Origin of the sequence: Nostoc sp., from assembly GCF_036917275.1 — a bacterium.
Taxonomy (GTDB): domain Bacteria; phylum Cyanobacteriota; class Cyanobacteriia; order Cyanobacteriales; family Nostocaceae; genus Nostoc.
Map to the genome: position 1 here is coordinate 1 of NZ_JBALDF010000069.1, position 19,452 is coordinate 19,452.

At 44.1% G+C, this 19,452-nt stretch carries 24 protein-coding genes; 19 read left to right on the top strand and 5 right to left on the bottom strand.

The features are described 5' to 3' along the window. From V7K35_RS26655 to V7K35_RS26665, 3 genes are all read right to left on the bottom strand, one after another. Positions 1-1,737, bottom strand: a 1,737-nt coding sequence (locus V7K35_RS26655; protein WP_335083178.1) for a WD40 repeat domain-containing protein, incomplete at its 3' end; no start/stop codon positions are given. Between the two features lies 1 nt (position 1,738). Continuing rightward, positions 1,739-3,304 (bottom strand): AAA family ATPase, encoded by a 1,566-nt coding sequence (locus V7K35_RS26660; protein WP_335083180.1) that lies wholly within the window; start codon positions 3,302-3,304, stop codon positions 1,739-1,741. Positions 3,305-3,658: 354 nt separating this feature from the next. Next, a complete protein-coding gene (locus V7K35_RS26665; RefSeq protein WP_335083182.1) occupies positions 3,659-3,934 on the bottom strand; it encodes a hypothetical protein in 276 nt (91 codons plus the stop codon). A gap of 221 nt (positions 3,935-4,155) precedes the next feature. On the opposite strand from V7K35_RS26665, the gene V7K35_RS26670 reads away from it, so the two are divergent. From V7K35_RS26670 to V7K35_RS26690, 5 genes are all read left to right on the top strand, one after another. Further along, the gene (locus tag V7K35_RS26670; RefSeq protein WP_335083184.1) at positions 4,156-4,902 is read left to right on the top strand and encodes a GDSL-type esterase/lipase family protein; all 747 of its coding nucleotides are present in this window, start codon (positions 4,156-4,158) and stop codon (positions 4,900-4,902) included. Positions 4,903-5,079: 177 nt separating this feature from the next. Then, complete coding sequence (locus V7K35_RS26675; protein ID WP_335083186.1) at positions 5,080-5,514, top strand: hypothetical protein; 435 nt, start codon at positions 5,080-5,082, stop codon at positions 5,512-5,514. 646 nt (positions 5,515-6,160) lie between these two features. Further along, on the top strand, positions 6,161-8,368 hold the full coding sequence (locus tag V7K35_RS26680) for a cation:proton antiporter (RefSeq protein WP_335083188.1): 2,208 nt from the start codon (positions 6,161-6,163) through the stop codon (positions 8,366-8,368). 4 nt (positions 8,369-8,372) lie between these two features. Then, entirely contained in the window at positions 8,373-8,873 is a 501-nt protein-coding gene (locus V7K35_RS26685) for a hypothetical protein (protein ID WP_335083190.1), read from the top strand. An 80-nt stretch (positions 8,874-8,953) separates the two neighbouring features. Next, positions 8,954-9,787, top strand: a complete 834-nt coding sequence (locus V7K35_RS26690) for an AMIN domain-containing protein (RefSeq protein WP_335083192.1) — start codon at positions 8,954-8,956, stop codon at positions 9,785-9,787. A 59-nt stretch (positions 9,788-9,846) separates the two neighbouring features. On the opposite strand, the gene V7K35_RS26695 is transcribed toward V7K35_RS26690, so the two are convergent. Continuing rightward, complete coding sequence (locus tag V7K35_RS26695; protein ID WP_335083194.1) at positions 9,847-10,386, bottom strand: DUF3172 domain-containing protein; 540 nt, start codon at positions 10,384-10,386, stop codon at positions 9,847-9,849. A 121-nt stretch (positions 10,387-10,507) separates the two neighbouring features. On the opposite strand from V7K35_RS26695, the gene V7K35_RS26700 reads away from it, so the two are divergent. After that, on the top strand, positions 10,508-10,975 hold the full coding sequence (locus tag V7K35_RS26700; protein WP_335083196.1) for a GNAT family N-acetyltransferase: 468 nt from the start codon (positions 10,508-10,510) through the stop codon (positions 10,973-10,975). Between the two features lie 83 nt (positions 10,976-11,058). On the opposite strand, the gene V7K35_RS26705 is transcribed toward V7K35_RS26700, so the two are convergent. Continuing rightward, positions 11,059-11,535, bottom strand: a complete 477-nt coding sequence (locus tag V7K35_RS26705) for an NAD(P)H-quinone oxidoreductase subunit N (protein ID WP_298905717.1) — start codon at positions 11,533-11,535, stop codon at positions 11,059-11,061. Positions 11,536-12,455: 920 nt separating this feature from the next. Between V7K35_RS26705 and rplC the strand changes: the two genes are divergently transcribed. The 13 genes from rplC to rplE all read left to right on the top strand — a co-directional run bounded on the left by rplC (position 12,456) and on the right by rplE (position 19,445). Beyond that, positions 12,456-13,088, top strand: a complete 633-nt coding sequence (gene rplC / locus V7K35_RS26710; RefSeq protein WP_273765848.1) for a 50S ribosomal protein L3 — start codon at positions 12,456-12,458, stop codon at positions 13,086-13,088. 260 nt (positions 13,089-13,348) lie between these two features. Next, positions 13,349-13,987 carry a 50S ribosomal protein L4 gene (gene rplD / locus V7K35_RS26715; RefSeq protein WP_334793711.1) on the top strand — a complete coding sequence of 213 codons (639 nt, stop codon included), beginning with the start codon at positions 13,349-13,351 and terminating at the stop codon, positions 13,985-13,987. Further along, a complete protein-coding gene (locus tag V7K35_RS26720) occupies positions 13,980-14,294 on the top strand; it encodes a 50S ribosomal protein L23 (RefSeq protein WP_094349089.1) in 315 nt (104 codons plus the stop codon). Before rplD ends, V7K35_RS26720 begins: the two co-directional genes overlap by 8 nt. A 154-nt stretch (positions 14,295-14,448) precedes the next feature. After that, positions 14,449-15,312 (top strand): 50S ribosomal protein L2, encoded by an 864-nt coding sequence (rplB, locus tag V7K35_RS26725; RefSeq protein ID WP_273765845.1) that lies wholly within the window; start codon positions 14,449-14,451, stop codon positions 15,310-15,312. A 143-nt stretch (positions 15,313-15,455) separates the two neighbouring features. Continuing rightward, entirely contained in the window at positions 15,456-15,734 is a 279-nt protein-coding gene (gene rpsS, locus V7K35_RS26730; RefSeq protein WP_012410721.1) for a 30S ribosomal protein S19, read from the top strand. An 81-nt stretch (positions 15,735-15,815) separates the two neighbouring features. Then, a complete protein-coding gene (rplV, locus tag V7K35_RS26735) occupies positions 15,816-16,172 on the top strand; it encodes a 50S ribosomal protein L22 (RefSeq protein WP_196518347.1) in 357 nt (118 codons plus the stop codon). 53 nt (positions 16,173-16,225) lie between these two features. Further along, positions 16,226-17,008 (top strand): 30S ribosomal protein S3, encoded by a 783-nt coding sequence (gene rpsC / locus V7K35_RS26740; protein WP_335083198.1) that lies wholly within the window; start codon positions 16,226-16,228, stop codon positions 17,006-17,008. Positions 17,009-17,112: 104 nt separating this feature from the next. Continuing rightward, positions 17,113-17,538: a 50S ribosomal protein L16 gene (rplP, locus tag V7K35_RS26745; RefSeq protein ID WP_334723660.1), complete on the top strand. Its 426-nt coding sequence runs from the start codon at positions 17,113-17,115 to the stop codon at positions 17,536-17,538. A 3-nt stretch (positions 17,539-17,541) separates the two neighbouring features. Then, complete coding sequence (rpmC, locus tag V7K35_RS26750) at positions 17,542-17,769, top strand: 50S ribosomal protein L29 (protein WP_273765838.1); 228 nt, start codon at positions 17,542-17,544, stop codon at positions 17,767-17,769. 6 nt (positions 17,770-17,775) lie between these two features. Continuing rightward, on the top strand, positions 17,776-18,024 hold the full coding sequence (gene rpsQ, locus V7K35_RS26755; protein ID WP_100901244.1) for a 30S ribosomal protein S17: 249 nt from the start codon (positions 17,776-17,778) through the stop codon (positions 18,022-18,024). Between the two features lie 46 nt (positions 18,025-18,070). Beyond that, complete coding sequence (rplN, locus tag V7K35_RS26760; RefSeq protein ID WP_069070772.1) at positions 18,071-18,439, top strand: 50S ribosomal protein L14; 369 nt, start codon at positions 18,071-18,073, stop codon at positions 18,437-18,439. After that, positions 18,439-18,792, top strand: coding sequence for a 50S ribosomal protein L24 (gene rplX, locus V7K35_RS26765; protein WP_335083200.1), 354 nt, complete (start codon positions 18,439-18,441; stop codon positions 18,790-18,792). The genes rplN and rplX overlap by 1 nt, the downstream gene beginning before the upstream one ends. 104 nt (positions 18,793-18,896) lie before the next feature. Next, entirely contained in the window at positions 18,897-19,445 is a 549-nt protein-coding gene (gene rplE, locus V7K35_RS26770; protein WP_298905683.1) for a 50S ribosomal protein L5, read from the top strand. Positions 19,446-19,452: the final 7 nt, after the last annotated feature.

Consider the following 19,452-nt stretch of genomic DNA (forward strand, 5'->3'; position numbering starts at 1 on the left):
ATTGAGGGTAAATAGTTCCTCCCCTGTTGCCAGATTCCAGACTTTGAGGGTCTTATCCCCTGAACCAGAAATCACCCGTTGCCCATCGGGGGTAACGGCGACTGCTCTTACCCAGTCGCTATGACCATTGAGGGTAAATAGTTCCTCCCCTGTTGCCAGATTCCAGACTTTGAGGGTCTTATCCCCTGAACCAGAAATCACCCGTTGCCCATCGGGGGTAATGGCGACTGCACTTACCCAGTCGCTATGACCAGTGAGGGTGAATAGTTCCGCCCTAGTTTCCAGATTCCAGACTTTGAGGGTGTTGTCCCCTGAACCAGAAATCACCCATTGCCCATCAGGGGTAACGACGACTGCACTTACCGAGTGACTATGACCAGTCAGGGTGAATAGTTCCGCCCCAGTTTCCAGATTCCAGACTTTGAGGGTGTTGTCCCATGAACCAGAAATCACCCGTTGCCCATCGGGGGTAACGGCGACTGCACTTACCGAGTGACTATGACCATTGAGGGTGAATAGTTCCTCCCCTGTTGCCAGATTCCAGACTTTGAGGGTGTCGTCAACTGAACCAGAAATCACCCGTTGCCCATCGGGGGTAACGGCGACTGCTCTTACCGGGATACTATGACCATTGAGAGTGAATTGTTCTTTCCCTGTTGCCAGATTCCAGACTTTGAGGGTGTTGTCATCTGAACCAGAAATCACCTGTTGACCATTGGAGGTGACGGCGACGGCTTTTACATAGGAACTATGACCATTGAGGGTGAATTGTTCCTCCCCTGTTTCCAGATTCCAGACTTTCAGGGTGTTGTCAAGGGAGGCAGAAATCACCTGTTGCCCATTGGGGGTGACGGCGACGGCATTTACATAGGAACTATGACCATTGAGAGTGAATAGTTCCTCCCCTGTTGCCAGATTCCAGACTTTCAGGGTCTTGTCAGCGGATGCAGAAATCACCTGTTGCCCATTGGGGGTGACGGCGACGGCATTTACATAGGAACTATGACCATTGAGGGTGAATTGTTCCTCCTCTGTTGCCAGATTCCAGACTTTCAGGGTGTTGTCAGCGGATGCAGAAATCACCTGTTGCCCATTGGGGGTGACGGCGACGGCATTTACATAGGAACTATGACCATTGAGGGTGAATAGTTCCTCCCCTGTTGCTAGATTCCAGACTTTGAGGGTGTTGTCATCGGAGGCAGAAATCACCTGTTGCCCATTGGGGGTGACGGCGACGGCATTTACCCAGTGACTATGACCATTGAGGGTGCGGAGCAAGCGTCCCCCTGGTGGCGTTAAGCTTGGCGTTAAGGGACACAGCCAAGGGATAGTTGTGCTTTGCTTTATTTTTGCCAATAATGCCTGAATCTCCTTAGCCATTTTCTGATTTAGTAACCGTCCGTGCAATTGACTCGCTAATTGCCCTTTATCCACTGCTAATATATGCGCTGATAGTCTTAATGCATCTTGAATCAATTTCAGACTTTTGACTTTCTCAGAGTTATATTCTGGGTAATTTAATGTATCTGTATCATTAATCAAATCATAATCTTCAATTAGTGGCTGTACGCCAAACTCAGAATGATTAATCTTTGCCACCAAAAAATCAAAATCAGTCAGGATTTGGTAATATTTCTCTAACTTTCCCGACTTCACCAAGCTAGGCGCTAAACTACCCAAGTAAGCACGTTGAAAAGCGGGACTTTCTGCCGCGAACTTGTCAACAAATTCTCCCATATTACGCCATCTTCCTTACAAGGTAGTCCGCAATGCGTTGATTAACCTCTTGAAATAGCTTTCGTTTAGAATCCAGAACCCGTTTTGCTTTCAAGAAGTCTAAAAAACTAGCGTGATAGATGCTGTAGCAGAGTTCTCCCTTTATATCCTGCGGCTTCAAATATTCAACCCACTCCTTTAAAACTGATTGCACATCCAATTCATCCTGTTCAGCAATATCTGCTATCATCTCATAGGGAATTGGTGTACCAATCTCCACTAAAATAAACAGGATAAATACTTTTAATTCTTGGGATTTTTCTTCCATCCCCATGCGCTGCCAATGAACTTGATAATAATCTTGTAAACCATCGGGTAATTGCTTTAAATTCAGGTCTTTATAGTCACCTTTAGCAATTCCTGGCAAAATATAACGCAGGTACATGAAATTATTTTCACTTTTAGTTGCTACCTGCTCAACAAAATCGTTATCAGAAATATTGCGGTCTTGAATCCATTGTCTAAGTGCATTTTTATAGTCTTTATCATCATTTAAAAAGAAGCGAATATACTCTTTGATATCTTCACGACTCAAATTAACATACTGACTTCCCCTTAAATCTAGCTCCTCTACCGGAACATCTGGTGCAGATAAGCGTTTTTTATCTATAGTATAGGGTCGTCTAGTCAGCAGAAAATAGACATATTCAGGAAGTGACGGCGGTAAATCTAAAAGATTTCCCCCTGCTTCTTGTTCTACTTCATCCAAAGCATCAACTACAATTACAAGACGATCGCCAGCAGTCAGTTGTTTGCTAACCTGTTCTAGTAAATCAGCTAAATTAGCCTTCTCGGCATTCTGCAACTGGTAACGCTTAATTAATTGTTTGCGAATACTTTCAAGAAATAGCTCCGCTCGATTGCGACCATCAGAGCGAATATTAAAATAGCATGGTGATTTATTGTCCCAGACATATTTTGCAGCAATAGTACTCTTCCCCATCCCTGCATCACCCACCACTGTGAAGTAACCACTGCGATTTTTGTCGCAAAATTGTTTAAATTTATCGAAAACAAACTTACGACCGCAAAAAGAGCGGATTTTTTCTCTAATTAATGACTTAAATTCTGCTGGATACTCGTCTAAATTCCAATCAGGGAAAGGTTCAAACTCTTTGGATTTGCTTTTTTTGGCAACCTTAATAAATATTTCGCCAAATTCTTCTAACTCAGAGTGCAACTCAATCCTCAATAATCGGATATCATAAGCTAAATCATTCCCCTGCAAAAACTTTTCTACTTGCTTGTAGAAACCCAAGGGATTATTAGAAGTATAAGCACTCCAAAAAGCCTTTTTAATCTCTCTTTCTCGAAAAAGATTCAGAATTGCTTCCGGCTTACCCACGCCATACTCAATTAAAGAGTAAACATAAACCCCATCAACATCTTTGGGTGGTTGTACTGGGTCAAAATCGTATTGTTTTAAGGTTCTGACTACAGTTTCATTACGTTGAGCTTGATTAATAACTAGAGAAGCCGCAGGTTTAGCAATACTTTTAAGTGCATTAACTACAAGATCAATATTCATCTTCGCTAGCAGTAGATATAACTTTTACACCTGTAACTTATCCTAACGAGAGATGCCAAAATTAAGCAAATACACAGTTATATAATAGCGATATCTTTCCTTCTCTACGAGAGGCTGCGTCAGTGGAACGTTACGCGTAGCTTGCTTAAGAGTAAGAGTACGATAAGCTGCGCTAACGCTCTCTCTTCTCTCTTCCTCAGTGTTCTCTGCGCCTCTGCGGTTCGATTCTCAGACTTATTTAGCGCAGTATGAGCGCTCACTTATACCTAAAATAAAATGAAACATGGTGCCGCAGCTACGCCCGTCGTAGACATCGCATAGACGTTTCCACTACCAAACCCCAAACTTGAGCTTTTAAACCGCAAGTTTCAGCATAAAAGGTGCAACGTTCACCCTCAGAAGCTCAACGTTCACCCTCAGAAGCTCAACCTTCACCCTCAGAAGCTCAACCTTCACCCTCAGAAGCTCAACCTTCACCCTCAGAAGCTCAACCTTCACCTTCAGAGGCTTAACCTTCACCTTCAGAAGCTCAACGTTCACCCTCAGAGGCTCAACGTCCACCCTCAGAGGCTCAACTGCGGCAATATAACGCTTCTCGTTTGTATGCAATACACTTTGACCTCTCTCCAAACCTCTCTCCTAAAAGGAGAGAGGCTTTGAATCTTACCCCCCTTTCCTTGTAGTAAAGGGGCTGGGGGTTAGGTCTGTATTGAACTCAACCGAGAAGCGCTATATTAACTTTGGAACCATATCAACAAGTAGAAACCCGATATATGCTTGGACACTAAAGATAGCCATCTATGGTATAGAAATGTATAGAATCTTGTAAAGATATAAAATATAGTTTTTAAATGCACACATTTCTAGCTTCTTCCTCAATGCAGCGGTCTTTACCACCAAATCACTTTCAGCCAATGAAGATTGTCGCACTGGGGGACAGCTTAATCTATGGATTCGGCGACCCGGAAAAAGGAGGCTGGATAGAGCAACTACGGCGATGGTGGATGTTGCCGGATAGTGCCGGTCATATTCTTTATAATTTAGGGGTAAGAGGCGATCGCACGCAACAAGTAGCCCAAAGGCTAGAAGTTGAGTTCCGCCACCGGGGTGAACTGCGAAATCGTGTCCCCGACTTGATTATTTTATCAGTAGGCGTGAATGACTCAGCCCGGTTGGCGCGTCCCGATGGCCGAAGTTACACAGATTTTACATTGTTTGAAAAAGAAATTGCTTTTCTGCTAGATTTAGCACAGCAACTATGTCCTGTGTTATTCGTGGGCATGGTGCCAGTGGATGAAGCCAAGATGCCATTTTTAGATTGTTTTCACTATAATCATGCCGACCAGTATCGCTACAAACAAGCAACTCGGATTGCTTGCACGAAACGGCAGATTCCCTATTTGGACATTTTTGAGCAATGGATGCAACGCGGCGAAAGTTGGCGGCTCAAACGCTTGAGTGAAGATGGTCTTCATCCCAATACACTAGGTTATCAAGCTTTGTTAGAAGATGTGATTAATTGGGATGCGATACATTCAGCGGGCTTTGCCAATGCAGCTTACCCTTCTCAATTTGATTATCACCTTAAACCATCCTAATAATATAGATGTGTTGGTGCTTTGGGCAAGCCGATATTCTTATATTTGCCATCCTCGCAAAAAGCACCACAATCTTGCTAAATTTTAAATAACATCCATTTGAAAATCTATCTATAAAAACTTTAACTTCTCTCTTATTAATTACAGACGCGATTAATCGCGTCTCTTCTAACTCCTATGACACCAACTTTATTTGGTCGCTGGCAAACTCGATTATTATTAGTTGCAACTGTCGGCGGGCTTGTATCTTTGCTATTTGCAATGGGTTGGATTGGCCCTGGTGCTAACTCGGTTTATTTTTGGATACTTGGTTATGTCGCCATCTTTGGCTTAGGCTGGGATGCGCTTTATAACTATCTGCAAAAATCTCGCTGGGATAGGGATTGGCCCGCAGCTTATCAACTCTTAGCTGGTATATGGGAATTGGTGTTTGTTTTCTGTGGAGTTAAATTGTTTGGTTTTTTACCAATACCTTTACCCAAGGAAGAACTATCGCCAGGAGCTTTTTTATTGCACTATAGCATCGTGTGGCTAGGAGTTTTTATTACTTCCCAAAGCCTGATGCGAATTATCTTTCCTCGTTGGCGTTTCCGGGGTGGAGAATGGTTGTAACATCTCAAATCATCGTAAATAATTTAATCAAAAATTACAGTATTTTCAGATAATTAAACCGTATGGTAGTGACGCACAGATGTGAGTCACTACAGCAGATTGCGGTTGAAATAGATGAAAAAGGTTATAAATCGCAAATTAAAAAATCATAAAAAATCATATATAGCGGTTTTAGTTTGAATGCAATATCTTGTATTGACGTACAGTTGTGTGGGTTTCTAAGAACAACATGGCAGTTGATACAACTTTGAAAACCAAAGTAATGTCCTGCCTCCTGTATCTCATCAAATTAAAAACAGTTATTTTAGATTGAGCTAATAAAATTATTAGAGTTTATGTTTCACGATTGCAACTGCATCGTAATAACAATTGACATGAGAAAGAAGCACAAATTACCCTTGCGTGTATAATACGCAAGGGTTAAGGCTCAAACTCTTTCTCAAAATCAATTGTTTGAACAACCTGCATTCAGGTAGCAGACGCACCAGAAGAACGCATAGACATGAAGTGGCTTCCCACATGGTAGGACACAAAGAGAAATAAATACTTAACTGAATTGTATTGAGGTGTATCTAACAAGCTTGACATTTTCCAGTCTTTTAAAGAATCATCTTAGAGAAACCAGATAGTTACTTTTGAGGAAACCATGCACATAGTTATTCTTGTTCTGGTTGAGGTGCTGATTGTTATTGGACTTTCACGGCTAGTAGGGCTAGGATTCCGTTCCATTAAGCAACCGCTGGTAATTGGTGAGATTGTCGCCGGGATTATGCTCGGGCCATCTTTATTTGGTTTAGTTGCTCCTCATTTAGCAGTTACCTTGTTTCCACCAGAAACTATTCCTTTTCTAAATGTTTTGTCTCAGGTGGGACTAATATTTTTCATGTTTCTGATTGGGTTAGAACTAAATCCCAAATACCTCAGTGGACAGTTAGAAGTAGCTGTTTTAACTTCTCATGTAAGCATTTTAGTACCGTTTTCCTTAGGAACATTGCTAGCGGTAATCCTTTATCCCCTAGTTTCCAACGCAAGTGTATCTTTCACCGCCTTCACTTTATTTTTGGGGGCAGCAATGTCGATTACTGCCTTTCCAGTGTTGGCGCGAATCATTACTGAAAAGAATTTACAAGGAACGCGTTTAGGAACATTGGCGTTAACTTGTGCTGCGGTGGATGATGTGACAGCTTGGTGTCTCTTGGCAGTAGCGATCGCTGTAGCTAGAACTGGTGACTTTGCTGGTGCTATACCGACAATTATCGCCAGCATAGTCTACATCGGCTTGATGTTGACGGTGGGACGTTGGTTTCTCAAAGGCCTTGCCAAACACTACCTCCGTGCGGGACGCCTCAGCCAATTGCTGCTAGCTGGGATTTATATGGGCGTGGTTGCGTCGGCACTGATCACCGAACTAATTGGCATTCACTTAATTTTTGGGGCATTTTTACTGGGAGCAGCAATGCCCAAAAATGAAGATTTAGTGCGGGAATTGGCAGTAAAAACCGAAGATTTTGTATTAATATTTTTGCTGCCAATATTTTTTGCTTACAGTGGCTTAAAGACGCAGATTGGCTTGCTCAACCGTCCAGAATTGTGGCTTTTGTGTGCGTTGGTTTTAGGAGTGGCGATCGCAGGCAAATATGTTGGCACTTATGTAGCGGCCCGTGTCAGTGGCATTAGTAAACGGGAAGCCTCGGCACTCGGTTGGTTAATGAATACTCGCGGCTTGACCGAACTGATAGTACTAAACATTGGTCTAGAGTTAGGGGTAATTTCTCCCTTAATATTTACCATGCTGGTAATTATGGCATTGGTAACTACATTCATGACCTCGCCACTGCTGGAATGGACATATCCGAAGAAGCTGATCAGGTTAGATGTTGTGGAACGCGAGGCGGAAGCAGAAACAGGTATAGACACCTCTGCTGGAGGTGAAACTTCCCCTCGTCCTTACCGAATTTTGGTGCCAGTGGCTAATCCAAGTACCCAAAAAGGTTTAGTACAGTTGGCAGTAGCATTGGCGCAGCCCGCCGTAGGTATCGCTCTCAATTACCGATATCCTGCCGTTGTTAACCCCCTCAGCCTGATTGAATTTCAAGAAGACTATGCCTTTGAAAGTACCCCAGTTGAAGCAGACCGATTAATCGCCCAGCGCCGCCACCAACTAGAAGAATTGATTAATACTCTCGAACCGCCAGAAACTCGCTCTTGTGTGCATCCTATCGTTCGCATATCCAGCAATGTTGCCCGCGAAACGGCACAGATTGCCACATTAGAACAAGTTGATTTAATTCTCGTGGGCTGGCATCGACCAGCTTTTAGTAGCAATCGTTTAGGTGGACGAGTCGGACAAATGCTTACCACTGCACCAGTGGATGTAGCAGTGTTTATAGATAAAGGCAAAGAGCGATTAGAAAGTTTATTGGTACCTTATTCTGCCAATATCCATGATGATTTAGCGCTAATACTAGCTCTGAGATTGCTAATAAATCGTGATTGTATGTTGCAGATATTACAGATAGTAACAAATAATACCAAGGAAGAATTGAGTTACGAACTGCACACGATGATGGAGCAATTGCCCACCAGTGTACGCGATCGCATTGAAATCAAAATTATCGAAGCCGCAGAACCAATCCAAGCCGTAATTCAAGCCTCAGAAGCTGTTGACTTAACTATTGCTGGCACCAGCCGCGCTTGGGGTATCGAGCGTCAAACCTTGGGAAGATATACAGATCAACTAGCCATCCAATGTCGTTCCTCCCTGCTGATTACCCGCCGCTACAGTCAAGTTACCGCTCACCTTGCCTCTATGCTTCCTGAGGTTAGTAGTCAAGAGCAAACATTGAGGAGTTGAAATTATGAATCATTTCAAGTTCAAATCTTTGGCTTTTTACGGAGTAGCAATAATTTCAGTCCTACTGTTGTTTAAAACTGTAACCGTTTATGGGGAAAACAATCTTAAGGCTCCTCCTGTAGTTAACGGCCGGTATCGTCTAACCCTGTCAGAGAATTTGCCGAACTGTGAAAAATCGGATACCCTGACGTTAAACATTCAACAGTCGGGTATTTACTTAAATGCCTCTGTATTACCGGCAAACGTTAACGCCGATACTGACGAAAAGCACTCTCTGGCAGGCATCTTCAGAAATCAACAGTTAAATTTATATGGAAAAGTTGGTAGATCAATCCTTTGTAATATTCCTCGCCCCCAAAATGATCCTCTAAACTCAGTCACAATTCAAATGCAACTTGTGGATAAAGGTAATATGACAGGTCAATTAACCGTAAATAGCATCCCACAAACCCTGAGATTTACCGCTGTGCCCCAAAAAGCTGAGGAAAAATCTCAGAAGTTATGAATTGGGGAGTGGGGATTTAAGGCGCGAAGTAAACAGCAATGTGAGCGCATTCTATGGGTTTTATGGAGCAGATAAAAAGAATGGATCAGGGACTAAAAACTAGGCAATTTTGCCAATGGCGCAAGCAGCTATTTAGCATCAGTCTATTCGGCTTTTGTGCAGCGATCGCCCTCGAAACTTGTACTACTGCTGCTACACCAGTGGTAAAGCTAGATAATTGGCGTTTTTCCCCCAAGACACAGCAACTCGAAATCACTCTCTCAGCAGGCACAACCCCCCGTTATTTCTACTTAGCCCAACCCTCTCGCCTTGTTGTAGATTTACCGAATACTAAGTTAGGCAAAGTTACCACCCAACAAAATTATTCTGGAGCAATCAAAAGTATTCGCGTTTCTCAACTGAACGCTAAAGACACACGCATTGTCTTAGATTTAGCACCAGGGACTGTTTTTAATCCCAAACAGGTACAACTGCAACCCGTTTCCCGAAAAAACTCCACTCGCTGGGTATTACGTCCGGTTATTTATGGTAAAACTACTGCCGTGAAACCAGGAAACTCCGCACCTTCACCCAAGAAACTACCTCAAACCCCTCAAAAGCCGCCTAGTAACTTACCCGTAACTACTACTAACCAACAACTACCCTTACTCACAGTTCCACCTCCATCCAATCAACTGCCCCCAACAATTACTATTAACTCAGGACAGCCTCTTGTAACCGTACCTCCTCTAAGCCCTAATACATCCTCTCAACAACCTGCTTTGATTCTTCCCCCTCCGTCTTTCCCAAATCAACCCGATAATTTGAATAACATTCCTCCTTCTGGTATGTCGGAATTTCCAGTTCCAACAATCCCCAATGTTCCCAATCCCCAAGTGATAGAGTTTGGTCAACCTCTTCCTAAAACCCGATAGGGACTGGAGAACAGGGGAGAAGAGTTTTCCCCAATGCCCTGTTTGGCCCATTCCCAAATCTAAAATCTGTCCGTTTGCTGAGGTGTTCCAACTGCTCCTGGTTGAGCCGTGAAGAAGTTTTGAGCAGCTTCATTTTGATATATGCACCTAATATCAGGTTTGTCACTGTCCAAGTTACCTGTAAAGCCAAAGGTATTCAGGCGATTTTTGCACTCATTTACCTGATCAGATGTCACCAGCTTACGTTGCTCTAAAAGCGCCCAGTCATTTTGTCGGATTACACATCCAGGACGCATACTCGGCTGAGAAACATAGACATTGAAGGGGTTGAGAGTGACGAACAGTCTAGTGTCCATTACCATAGCGCTAGCTCCGTACTGCACACAAATTTCCGGGTTTGGTGCTTTGAGATCAATGAATTCACGGGAAGCCACATTTGATGGGGCCAACGTGGTTGTAGAACTAAAGGCAATGCCAATCCCAATTCCCAAAATCAACACCCCTCCCATAATTGCGATGGTGAAGAGGTTAAACATTGGAGATTGGAAAATAGAGGGTTTAGAAGTAGTAGCCGATTTACCAGTGGGTTTACGTCTCATTGTTGCTTAATCACCTTCACGCCGATTTGGCAGGGAGTGGTCTAAAGTTTTCTCCCTCTTTCAGTATGCCTATTCTTGACTGTAATTGCCTGTGGCTTTTCTGCAACAAATTCCATAACTTATGCTGATCCGCCCCGCCACAACAGCTGACGTACCTGCAATTTTACCAATGGTTGCCAAAATTTGTGCTTTGCATGAGTCTTGGGATTCTGCCAAATATGGTTTTCTGCCGAATCCAGAACAGCGTTATGAACAATGGTTGACGCGTTTGGCAAATAACGAGCGCAGCGTCTTTCTAGTATCTGAAGATGAAGCGCAACTTGTAGCTTTTCTGGTGGCGACAATTGAGCGAGAAATACCAATTTATCGGTTACAGGAATTTGCTTTTATTCATGATATCTGGGTTGAGCCGGAATATCGCCAAAACGGAATTGCGCGGCAAATGGTGATGCTAAGTATTGAACGCTTTCATCAGATGGGCGTCAAGCAAATTCGTTTAGATACAGCAGTTGTTAACGAGGCTGCACGGCGGTTATTTTCATCTTGTGGTTTTCGACTCAGCATTATTGAAATGCTGAGAGAATTATGAGTTAGGAGAGACGCGATTAATCGCGTCTGTTAGGAGTTTTAAATTTTTAACTCCTAACTTTTAACTCCTAACTTTTGTAAGTGTTAACTAGCTAACAGAGTTTTTTCTAGAGAAGTCCAACGGAAGGCGCGATCGCCACCTCTCTCAATGATTACTCTTACTCGTGGTTCTAGCTGAGGCAAATTCGTTAAATACTCAAGTTCCTCATTGGAAAGAATATGCCCTTCAATAATCCACAACACCAGCCCCTTTGACTTTGGTGGTAGCTGTTCTAGATGAGAATTGAGAATTGGTGGCAAATAGTACACCTGACCTACTGCTGCACCGCTACCAGTGCTTTTTTTACCAAGATGAGGAGGTCTGACTCCATGAATTCTTGTCAGATACGCAGCTACGTCCCCTAGTCCTTTAGCAGTAATGTGGAGAGTAGTATAGCCAGCTGCGCGTAGTCGGCGCTGATATCGACCTTCATAACCCCCTTCCAGAGGTACATACACTCCAAGAGCGCCAAATTTTTCCAGATCGCGGATTAAACCGTTGCCGGTGGTAATTAGTGCCATAGATTTTCGTCTTATCCCACTCAGATATCTCTATTATTTACCCTGAATTGATAGATTAAGTTAAAGCATTTTCTATGAGCATTGGGGAAAACTCTTCTCCCCTGCTCCCTACTCTCCAAAAATAACTCTATAAATTACTAGACAAACATAAATAAATAATTTATATTATTAGATTGTGACCAAGCACGCAAATTAGGCTGCCTTTTTACTGTCAATCTGAGGTAGTGTTAGCATAAAAAGCTGATAACTCAATCCAAACAGGATAAAACTAACTTAGATTGATCAATAGACTGGTAAACTAAGAAAGCTTTCAGGTCAACATTGGAGCTTATGGGCGAAGAACCAAAGCCAATCCTAAGCTCTAGGGTAAATTTACTTCTATGCCTGTGAATAAGCAGGCAAAATCTTAAGCAATAGTTTAAGGTGTTTAGGGAAGTAAAAACTGAGCAGCAATATTGGTTTTATGGCATTACGTCAGTCTCAGTTAACGGATACTGGGCGGTAAAAAACGCTTAAGTCCAACTGCAACACGGCAGTAGCCTACCTCCGGGAAGCCGCCCTTTGGGCGTGTATAAATCGGAAAACCCGCCGACAGCGCTGCCTCCAGAAAGTGCCAGAGCAATTGCTTGGACGAAAGCATTGCTGCACACAGTTTAAAGCTGTAGCGCCTTGCATTGATTCCAGAAGTTATTCCTTCCCAACAGGAAGGGACTTGTGGCTGTTCTGGTGATCTATTGAGTGAAGCTAAACAGATTCACCAAGCAGTACGGACACGGTTTGTTGTGTCCCAAAGCATTTGGAACGGTTTATTTAAGCCATTCTAAATTTCGTAGGCTAACCCAGCCTAAACTGATGCGTACAAAGCGTGTCCTCTAAAGTCCAATTCCAAGGTCAGCAACTAGAAAGGAGAACCAGTTACTGTGTCTGTAGGTATTCTCGGCACCAAGCTGGGCATGACCCAAATATTTGACGAAGCAGGAGTAGCTATTCCTGTGACTGTCATTCAAGCAGGGCCATGCACTGTTACACAAGTTAAAACGAAGCAAACCGATGGTTATTTTGCCATTCAAGTTGGTTATGGCGAAGTTAAACCAAAGGCACTAAACAGGCCACTACTGGGTCATTTGGCTAAATCATCTGCTCCAGCATTGCGTCACCTAAATGAATATCACACCGATAGTTCTAGTGATTATGCTTTAGGCCAACAGATTAAAGCAGATATTTTTAGTGCGGGTCAAATTGTCGATGTAGCCGGCACAAGCATCGGTCGCGGCTTTGCGGGTAACCAGAAGCGCAACAACTTTGGTCGAGGACCCATGTCACACGGTTCCAAAAACCATAGAGCGCCTGGTTCTATTGGTGCTGGTACAACACCAGGTCGTGTTTATCCAGGTAAGCGGATGGCAGGGCGTTTAGGTGGGAAACGCATCACAATCCGCAAGCTGACCATAGTGCGAGTTGATGCAGAACGCAATTTATTGCTAATTAAGGGAGCCATTCCTGGAAAACCGGGCGCTCTAGTAAGTATTGTGCCTGCAAAAATAGTGGGATAGTTAAAAGTCATTAGTCAAAAGTGAGCCAGTGCGGTCTTGGGGATTTCCCCCATGAGTAACTGGCGAACCCAAAGGGTCATTAGTCAAAAGTCATTGGCTAAAGACAAATGGCAAAAGAAAAATGACAGATGACGCCACGTGCTTCACTTGGGGAGATCCCAGACGCTCAATGACTCGCTACCGCTTCGCTATCGCCCTTGGCGTCTCCCTTTGGGAGAAGACCGCAGTGGCTCACCAATGACAAAGGACAAATAACAAAGATGGTTGAAAGCGTAGTTAAAAATTGGCAAGGAGAACAGGTCGGTGAGACGACCTTCGAGTTACGCGTTGCCAAGGAAGAAACAGCATCTCATATCGTGCACCGCGCTTTAGTACGGCAATTGACCAATGCTCGTCAAGGAAATGCCAGTACAAAAACTCGTTCGGAAGTCAGAGGCGGCGGTCGTAAACCTTGGCGACAAAAAGGTACTGGTCGCGCTCGTGCAGGGTCTATTCGTTCACCACTGTGGCGTGGTGGTGGTGTGATATTTGGACCCAAGCCCAGAGACTTTGACCTCAAATTGAACCGTAAAGAGCGACGTTTAGCACTACGGACAGCATTTGTAAGCCGCAATGACGACTTGATAGTAGTAGAAGAATTTAGCAGCGAGTTCTCTCGCCCGAAGACTAAAGACTTAGTGGCAGCGCTTACCCGTTGGGGAGTGTCATTAGAAAACAAGTCCCTGTTAATTTTGTCTGAGATTGCGGATACAGATAACGTTTATTTGTCAGCCCGCAATATTGAAAATTTAAAACTAATCGCAGCCGACCAGCTAAATGTTTTTGATTTACTGCACGCTGACAAGATTGTAGTTACGGCATCAGCCCTAGAAAAAATTCAGGAGGTCTACAGTGCCTAGCTTTGACCCCCGCGACCTTGCCGACTTAGTGCGTCGCCCAATTGTTACCGAGAAAGCGACCATCCTAATGGAGCAGAATAAGTACACCTTTGAAGTAATTCCAAAGGCATCTAAGCCAGAAATTAAGGCAGCGATCGAAGACTTGTTTCAGGTCAAGGTTGTAAAAGTCAACACCATCTTACCACCCCGTAAAAAGCGGCGCGTTGGTAAATTTATTGGTTATAAGCCCCAATATAAGCGAGCCATTGTTACCGTTGCACCTGGGGATGAAGACAAGATTAGACAAGTCCTATTCCCAGAAGTCTAGGAGTTTTAAATTTTAGATTTTAGATTTTAGATTGAGAAGTTTACTCAATAATTACCAAAGATGGTCGTAATTATTTAAACACTCATTAAATCAAAAATCTGAAATCCAAAATTAAGTAAATCCAAAATCCAAAATCCAAAATCAAAAATAGATTATGGGTACTCGTTCTTACCGCCCTTATACCCCCAGCACTCGCCAAGTTACAATCTCTGACTTTGCGGAAATTACAAAAACCGAGCCAGAGAAATCCCTAACTACCTCGAAGCATCGCGCTAAAGGTCGGAATAATCACGGGCGAATTACTAGTCGTCGCCGGGGTGGCGGACACAAACAACTTTACCGGATCATCGATTTTAAAAGGGATAAACATAATATTCCTGCCAAAGTCGCAGCGATTGAATACGATCCTAACCGCAATGCCCGAATTGCCCTTTTGTATTACCAAGACGGCGAAAAACGGTACATCCTCCACCCCAACGGGTTGAAAGTTGGAACAATAATTATTGCTGGGCCTGAGGCTCCCTTTGAAGATGGTAATGCTTTACCGCTCTCGAAGATTCCCTTAGGTACTGGTGTTCACAACGTAGAACTGACTCCTGGTAAAGGTGGTCAAATCGTCCGGGCTGCTGGTGCGATCGCTCAAGTTGTGGCAAAAGAAGGTAATTATGTAACTCTCAAGTTACCTTCAGGAGAAGTCCGCTTGATTCGACGCGAGTGTTACGCCACCATTGGGCAAGTAGGCAACACCGATGCTAGAAACCTGAGTGCAGGTAAAGCAGGACGAAATCGCTGGAAAGGTCGCCGTCCTAAGGTTAGAGGTAGCGTCATGAACCCCGTAGATCACCCACACGGCGGTGGTGAAGGTAGGGCGCCCATCGGTAGATCGGGACCTGTTACACCTTGGGGTAAACCCACATTGGGCGCGAAGACACGTAATCGCAAGAAACTTAGCAGCAAATTGATTGTGCGCCGTCGCCGTAAGTCTTCCAAACGTGGTCGCGGTGGTCGTGAATCATAGAATTTTAGATTTTGGATTTTAGATTTTAGATTGGGGTCTACTTAATTAAAATTCTCAAATTTTCTACCCCAGTGAGATACCTAATCATCCAAAATCAGAAATTCTAAATCCAAAATCCAAAATCCAAAATCCAAAATTAAATTATGGGTCGTTCTCTAAAAAAAGGTCCTTTTGTTGCGGATCATCTCCTAAAGAAAATTGAAAAGCTCAACGACAACAACAGAAAAGAAGTTATTAAAACTTGGTCACGAGCTTCAACAATTTTGCCTCTAATGGTAGGTCATACCATAGCTGTTCACAACGGACGCCAACACGTTCCAGTTTTTGTAAATGAACAGATGGTGGGACACAAATTGGGTGAATTTGCCCCGACACGCACCTACAGGGGTCATGGAAAAAGTGACAAAAAAGCAGGTAGGTAGTTATTAGTCGTGAAGTCATTAGTCATTAGCTAAAGACAAGTGACGAATGATCAATGACAAATGACAAAATTGGAGAAAATTATGGCTAATGATACTACTGAAGTAAAGGCGATCGCTCGTTTTATCCGCATCTCGGCCTACAAAGTGCGTCGGGTACTCGATCAAATCCGGGGGCGATCGTACCGAGAAGCGTTAATCATCCTGGAATTCATGCCCTATCGCGCCACTGAACCCATATTAAAAGTTCTCAGAAGCGCTGCTGCCAATGCCGAACACAACGCCGGCTTAGATCGGACTCAACTAGTAATTACTCAAGCATACGCCGATCAAGGCCCACCGCTAAAGCGGTTCCAACCAAGGGCGCAAGGTCGAGCTTACCAAATTCGTAAGCCGACGTGTCATATTACTGTAGCTGTTGCAGCTGCCCCAGAAAAATAAGCACGCTTACACGAATAAATTGCGTAAAGTAAGAAATCTTAGAGGAAGCATTCGTGGGACAGAAGATTCATCCAGTTGGTTTTCGCCTGGGTATTACACATGAACATCAATCCCGTTGGTTTGCTGTTCCTGATCGCTATCCAGAACTTTTACAAGAAGACCACAAACTCCGTCAATACATAGAACAAAAGCTGGGTAGACTTGCTCAAAATAACGCCGGCATTTCTGAGGTGCGGATTGAGCGCAAAGCTGACCAAATCGACTTAGAAGTACGCACAGCTAGACCAGGCGTAGTAGTGGGCCGTGGTGGGCAAGGCATCGAATCCTTGCGTACCGGACTCCAAGGACTGTTGGGTAGTAATCGCCAAATTCGGATTAACGTAGTTGAAGTCCAACGAGTTGATGCTGATGCCTATCTAATTGCTGAATACATTGCTCAACAATTGGAACGCCGGGTTTCCTTTCGCCGGGTAGTGCGACAATCGATTCAGCGGGCCCAACGCGCTGGTGTGCAAGGGATTAAAATCCAAGTCAGTGGTCGGCTCAACGGTGCAGAAATTGCCCGGACAGAGTGGACTCGTGAAGGTAGAGTCCCTTTACATACCTTACGGGCTGACATTGACTACTCTTATTGCACGGCAAAAACTGTTTACGGTATTTTGGGTATCAAAGTATGGGTGTTTAAGGGAGAAATCATTCCTGGACAGGAAGAAACCCCCCTACCACCTGCAAGCCGCGAGCGTGAACGCGATCCCCGCGATCGTGAGCGTGAACCCCGTCGTCGTCAACAACAACGTCGTCGTCAGCAATTTGAAGACCGCTCAAATGAAGGGTAAACGGGGACTGGGGAATGGGGACTGGGGACTGGGTAAGAATTCTCAATCCCCAATCCCTAATTCCCAATCCCTAATCCCCAGTACCTAGTACCCAGTAGCCAATCATGTTAAGCCCTAGAAGAACTAAATTCCGCAAACAACAGCGCGGACGGATGGAGGGACTAGCCACCCGTGGCAGCACCCTCAACTTCGGTGATTTTGCACTGCAAGCGCAAGAGCCTGCTTGGATTACCTCCCGGCAAATCGAGGCTTCTCGTCGAGCAATGACCCGTTATATTCGTCGGGGCGGACAAATCTGGATTCGGATTTTCCCTGATAAACCTGTAACCATGCGTCCTGCTGAAACCCGGATGGGTTCCGGTAAAGGTTCGCCAGAGTTTTGGGTAGCTGTAGTCAAGCCAGGGCGAATTTTGTTTGAAATCGGTGGGGTTTCTGAAGAAATCGCCCGTGAAGCTATGCGTTTGGCTTCATTTAAACTACCCATAAAAACTAAGTTTATTGTGCGCTCTCAACCACAGGAGCAGGATTAGCTTATGCCTCTTCCCAAGATTTCAGAAGCTAGAGAATTAAGTGACGAGAAACTCTCTGAGGAAATTGTCGCGATCAAAAGACAACTATTTCAGTTGCGCTTACAAAAAGCCACCAGACAACTAGAAAAGCCCCACCAGTTCCGACAAATCCGACACCGCCTAGCCCAATTGCTGACGTTAGAGACAGAACGCAAACGGGCAGCAAGTCAATCGGCTAAAGAAGAGAAGTAGGAGATTATGGCAGTTAAAGAACGAGTTGGCTTGGTAGTGAGCGATAAAATGCAAAAAACTGTGGTAGTTGCCATAGAAAACCGCGCTCCTCACCCCAAGTACGGCAAGATTGTGGTTAATACCCAACGATATAAAGTTCACGACGAAGAAAATAAGTGTAAAGTAGGCGATCGCGTTCGCATTCAGGAAACTAGACCCCTGAGTAAAACTAAGCGCTGGAAAATCACAGAAGTTTTGAACGTCAAACCTACTTAAACCTCATCGTTGTTAGAAACTAACAACATTACAAGGGAGAATAATTGTGATTCAACCTCAGACTTACCTGAATGTCGCAGATAATAGCGGTGCCCGTAAACTAATGTGCATCCGCATCTTAGGTGGAGGCAACCGCCGCTATGGTTTTATCGGTGATAAAATTATCGCCGTTGTCAAAGATGCTACACCCAACATGGCTGTAAAAAAGTCTGATGTCGTGGAAGCAGTAATTGTCCGCACTCGTAAAGCCGTAAGTCGTGACAGCGGCATGAGTATTCGCTTTGATGATAACGCTGCTGTGATTATCAACAAAGATGGAAACCCAAGAGGCACACGAGTTTTTGGCCCAGTTGCCCGGGAACTGCGCGATAAAAACTTTACCAAAATTGTTTCTCTGGCTCCGGAGGTGCTTTAATGGCAACCAAACAGGGTACGCCCAAAGTATTCCACAAAATGCACGTTAAAACTGGCGACACCGTACAAGTGATTGCTGGCAAAGACAAAGGAAAAGTTGGTGAAATTATTCAGGCACTTCCCCAACTGAGTAAAGTTGTGGTCAAAGGTGTCAATATTAAAACTAAGCACGTTAAACCCCAGCAAGAAGGAGAATCAGGGCGGATTCTCACCCAGGAATTCCCGATTCATAGCTCCAACGTGATGCTTTATTCCACCAAGCAAAACGTTGCTAGTCGTGTTTGTTATACCTTTACCTCAGAAGGCAAAAAAGTCAGAAAACTCAAGAAAACTGGCGAACTTCTTGATAAATAAGAATTAGCCTTCCTTGAGATTTTAGATTTTAAATTTAATCCAAAATCTAAAATCCAAAATTAAAAGTTCCCTGACCAAGCCCAGGGATATCAGGACAAAAAACTATGGCGACAACAAGACTCAAAAGCTTATATCAAGAGACAATCGTCCCCAAACTGATTAATCAGTTTCAATATACCAATGTTCATCAAGTACCGAAGTTGGTAAAGGTTACTATTAACCGAGGTTTGGGTGAAGCAGCTCAAAATGCGAAGTCTCTGGAAGCATCCATAAACGAAATTTCGCTGGTCACTGGTCAAAAACCAGTGGTGACGCGGGCGAAAAAGGCGATCGCTGGCTTTAAAATTCGCCAAGGGATGCCTGTGGGGATCATGGTTACCCTCAGAGCCGAACGGATGTATGCCTTTTTTGACCGACTAGTTAGCTTGTCATTACCCAGAATTCGAGATTTTCGCGGCGTTAGCCCTAAAAGCTTTGACGGACGCGGTAACTACACTCTGGGTGTGAGAGAACAGCTAATTTTTCCAGAAGTCGAGTACGACAGCATCGATCAAGTGCGTGGGATGGATATTTCCATCATCACCACAGCAAAAAACGACGAAGAGGGCCGCGCCTTACTTAAAGAATTAGGAATGCCCTTTCGCGATCAATAAGTTCATC

Bases quoted from the DNA above. Each gene is read 5' to 3' on its own strand.
- V7K35_RS26670 (WP_335083184.1), top strand. From the start codon at position 4,156: ATGCACACATTTCTAGCTTCTTCCTCAATGCAGCGGTCTTTACCACCA.
- rplP (WP_334723660.1), top strand. From the start codon at position 17,113: ATGTTAAGCCCTAGAAGAACTAAATTCCGCAAACAACAGCGCGGACGG.
- V7K35_RS26660 (WP_335083180.1), bottom strand. From the start codon at position 3,304: ATGAATATTGATCTTGTAGTTAATGCACTTAAAAGTATTGCTAAACCT.
- rplB (WP_273765845.1), top strand. From the start codon at position 14,449: ATGGGTACTCGTTCTTACCGCCCTTATACCCCCAGCACTCGCCAAGTT.
- V7K35_RS26695 (WP_335083194.1), bottom strand. From the start codon at position 10,386: ATGAGACGTAAACCCACTGGTAAATCGGCTACTACTTCTAAACCCTCT.
- V7K35_RS26685 (WP_335083190.1), top strand. From the start codon at position 8,373: ATGAATCATTTCAAGTTCAAATCTTTGGCTTTTTACGGAGTAGCAATA.
- rpsS (WP_012410721.1), top strand. From the start codon at position 15,456: ATGGGTCGTTCTCTAAAAAAAGGTCCTTTTGTTGCGGATCATCTCCTA.
- V7K35_RS26690 (WP_335083192.1), top strand. From the start codon at position 8,954: ATGGATCAGGGACTAAAAACTAGGCAATTTTGCCAATGGCGCAAGCAG.
- rplV (WP_196518347.1), top strand. From the start codon at position 15,816: ATGGCTAATGATACTACTGAAGTAAAGGCGATCGCTCGTTTTATCCGC.
- V7K35_RS26675 (WP_335083186.1), top strand. From the start codon at position 5,080: ATGACACCAACTTTATTTGGTCGCTGGCAAACTCGATTATTATTAGTT.
- rpsQ (WP_100901244.1), top strand. From the start codon at position 17,776: ATGGCAGTTAAAGAACGAGTTGGCTTGGTAGTGAGCGATAAAATGCAA.
- rplE (WP_298905683.1), top strand. From the start codon at position 18,897: ATGGCGACAACAAGACTCAAAAGCTTATATCAAGAGACAATCGTCCCC.
- rplX (WP_335083200.1), top strand. From the start codon at position 18,439: ATGGCAACCAAACAGGGTACGCCCAAAGTATTCCACAAAATGCACGTT.
- rplD (WP_334793711.1), top strand. From the start codon at position 13,349: ATGGTTGAAAGCGTAGTTAAAAATTGGCAAGGAGAACAGGTCGGTGAG.
- V7K35_RS26680 (WP_335083188.1), top strand. From the start codon at position 6,161: ATGCACATAGTTATTCTTGTTCTGGTTGAGGTGCTGATTGTTATTGGA.
- rpmC (WP_273765838.1), top strand. From the start codon at position 17,542: ATGCCTCTTCCCAAGATTTCAGAAGCTAGAGAATTAAGTGACGAGAAA.
- V7K35_RS26705 (WP_298905717.1), bottom strand. From the start codon at position 11,535: ATGGCACTAATTACCACCGGCAACGGTTTAATCCGCGATCTGGAAAAA.
- V7K35_RS26700 (WP_335083196.1), top strand. From the start codon at position 10,508: ATGCTGATCCGCCCCGCCACAACAGCTGACGTACCTGCAATTTTACCA.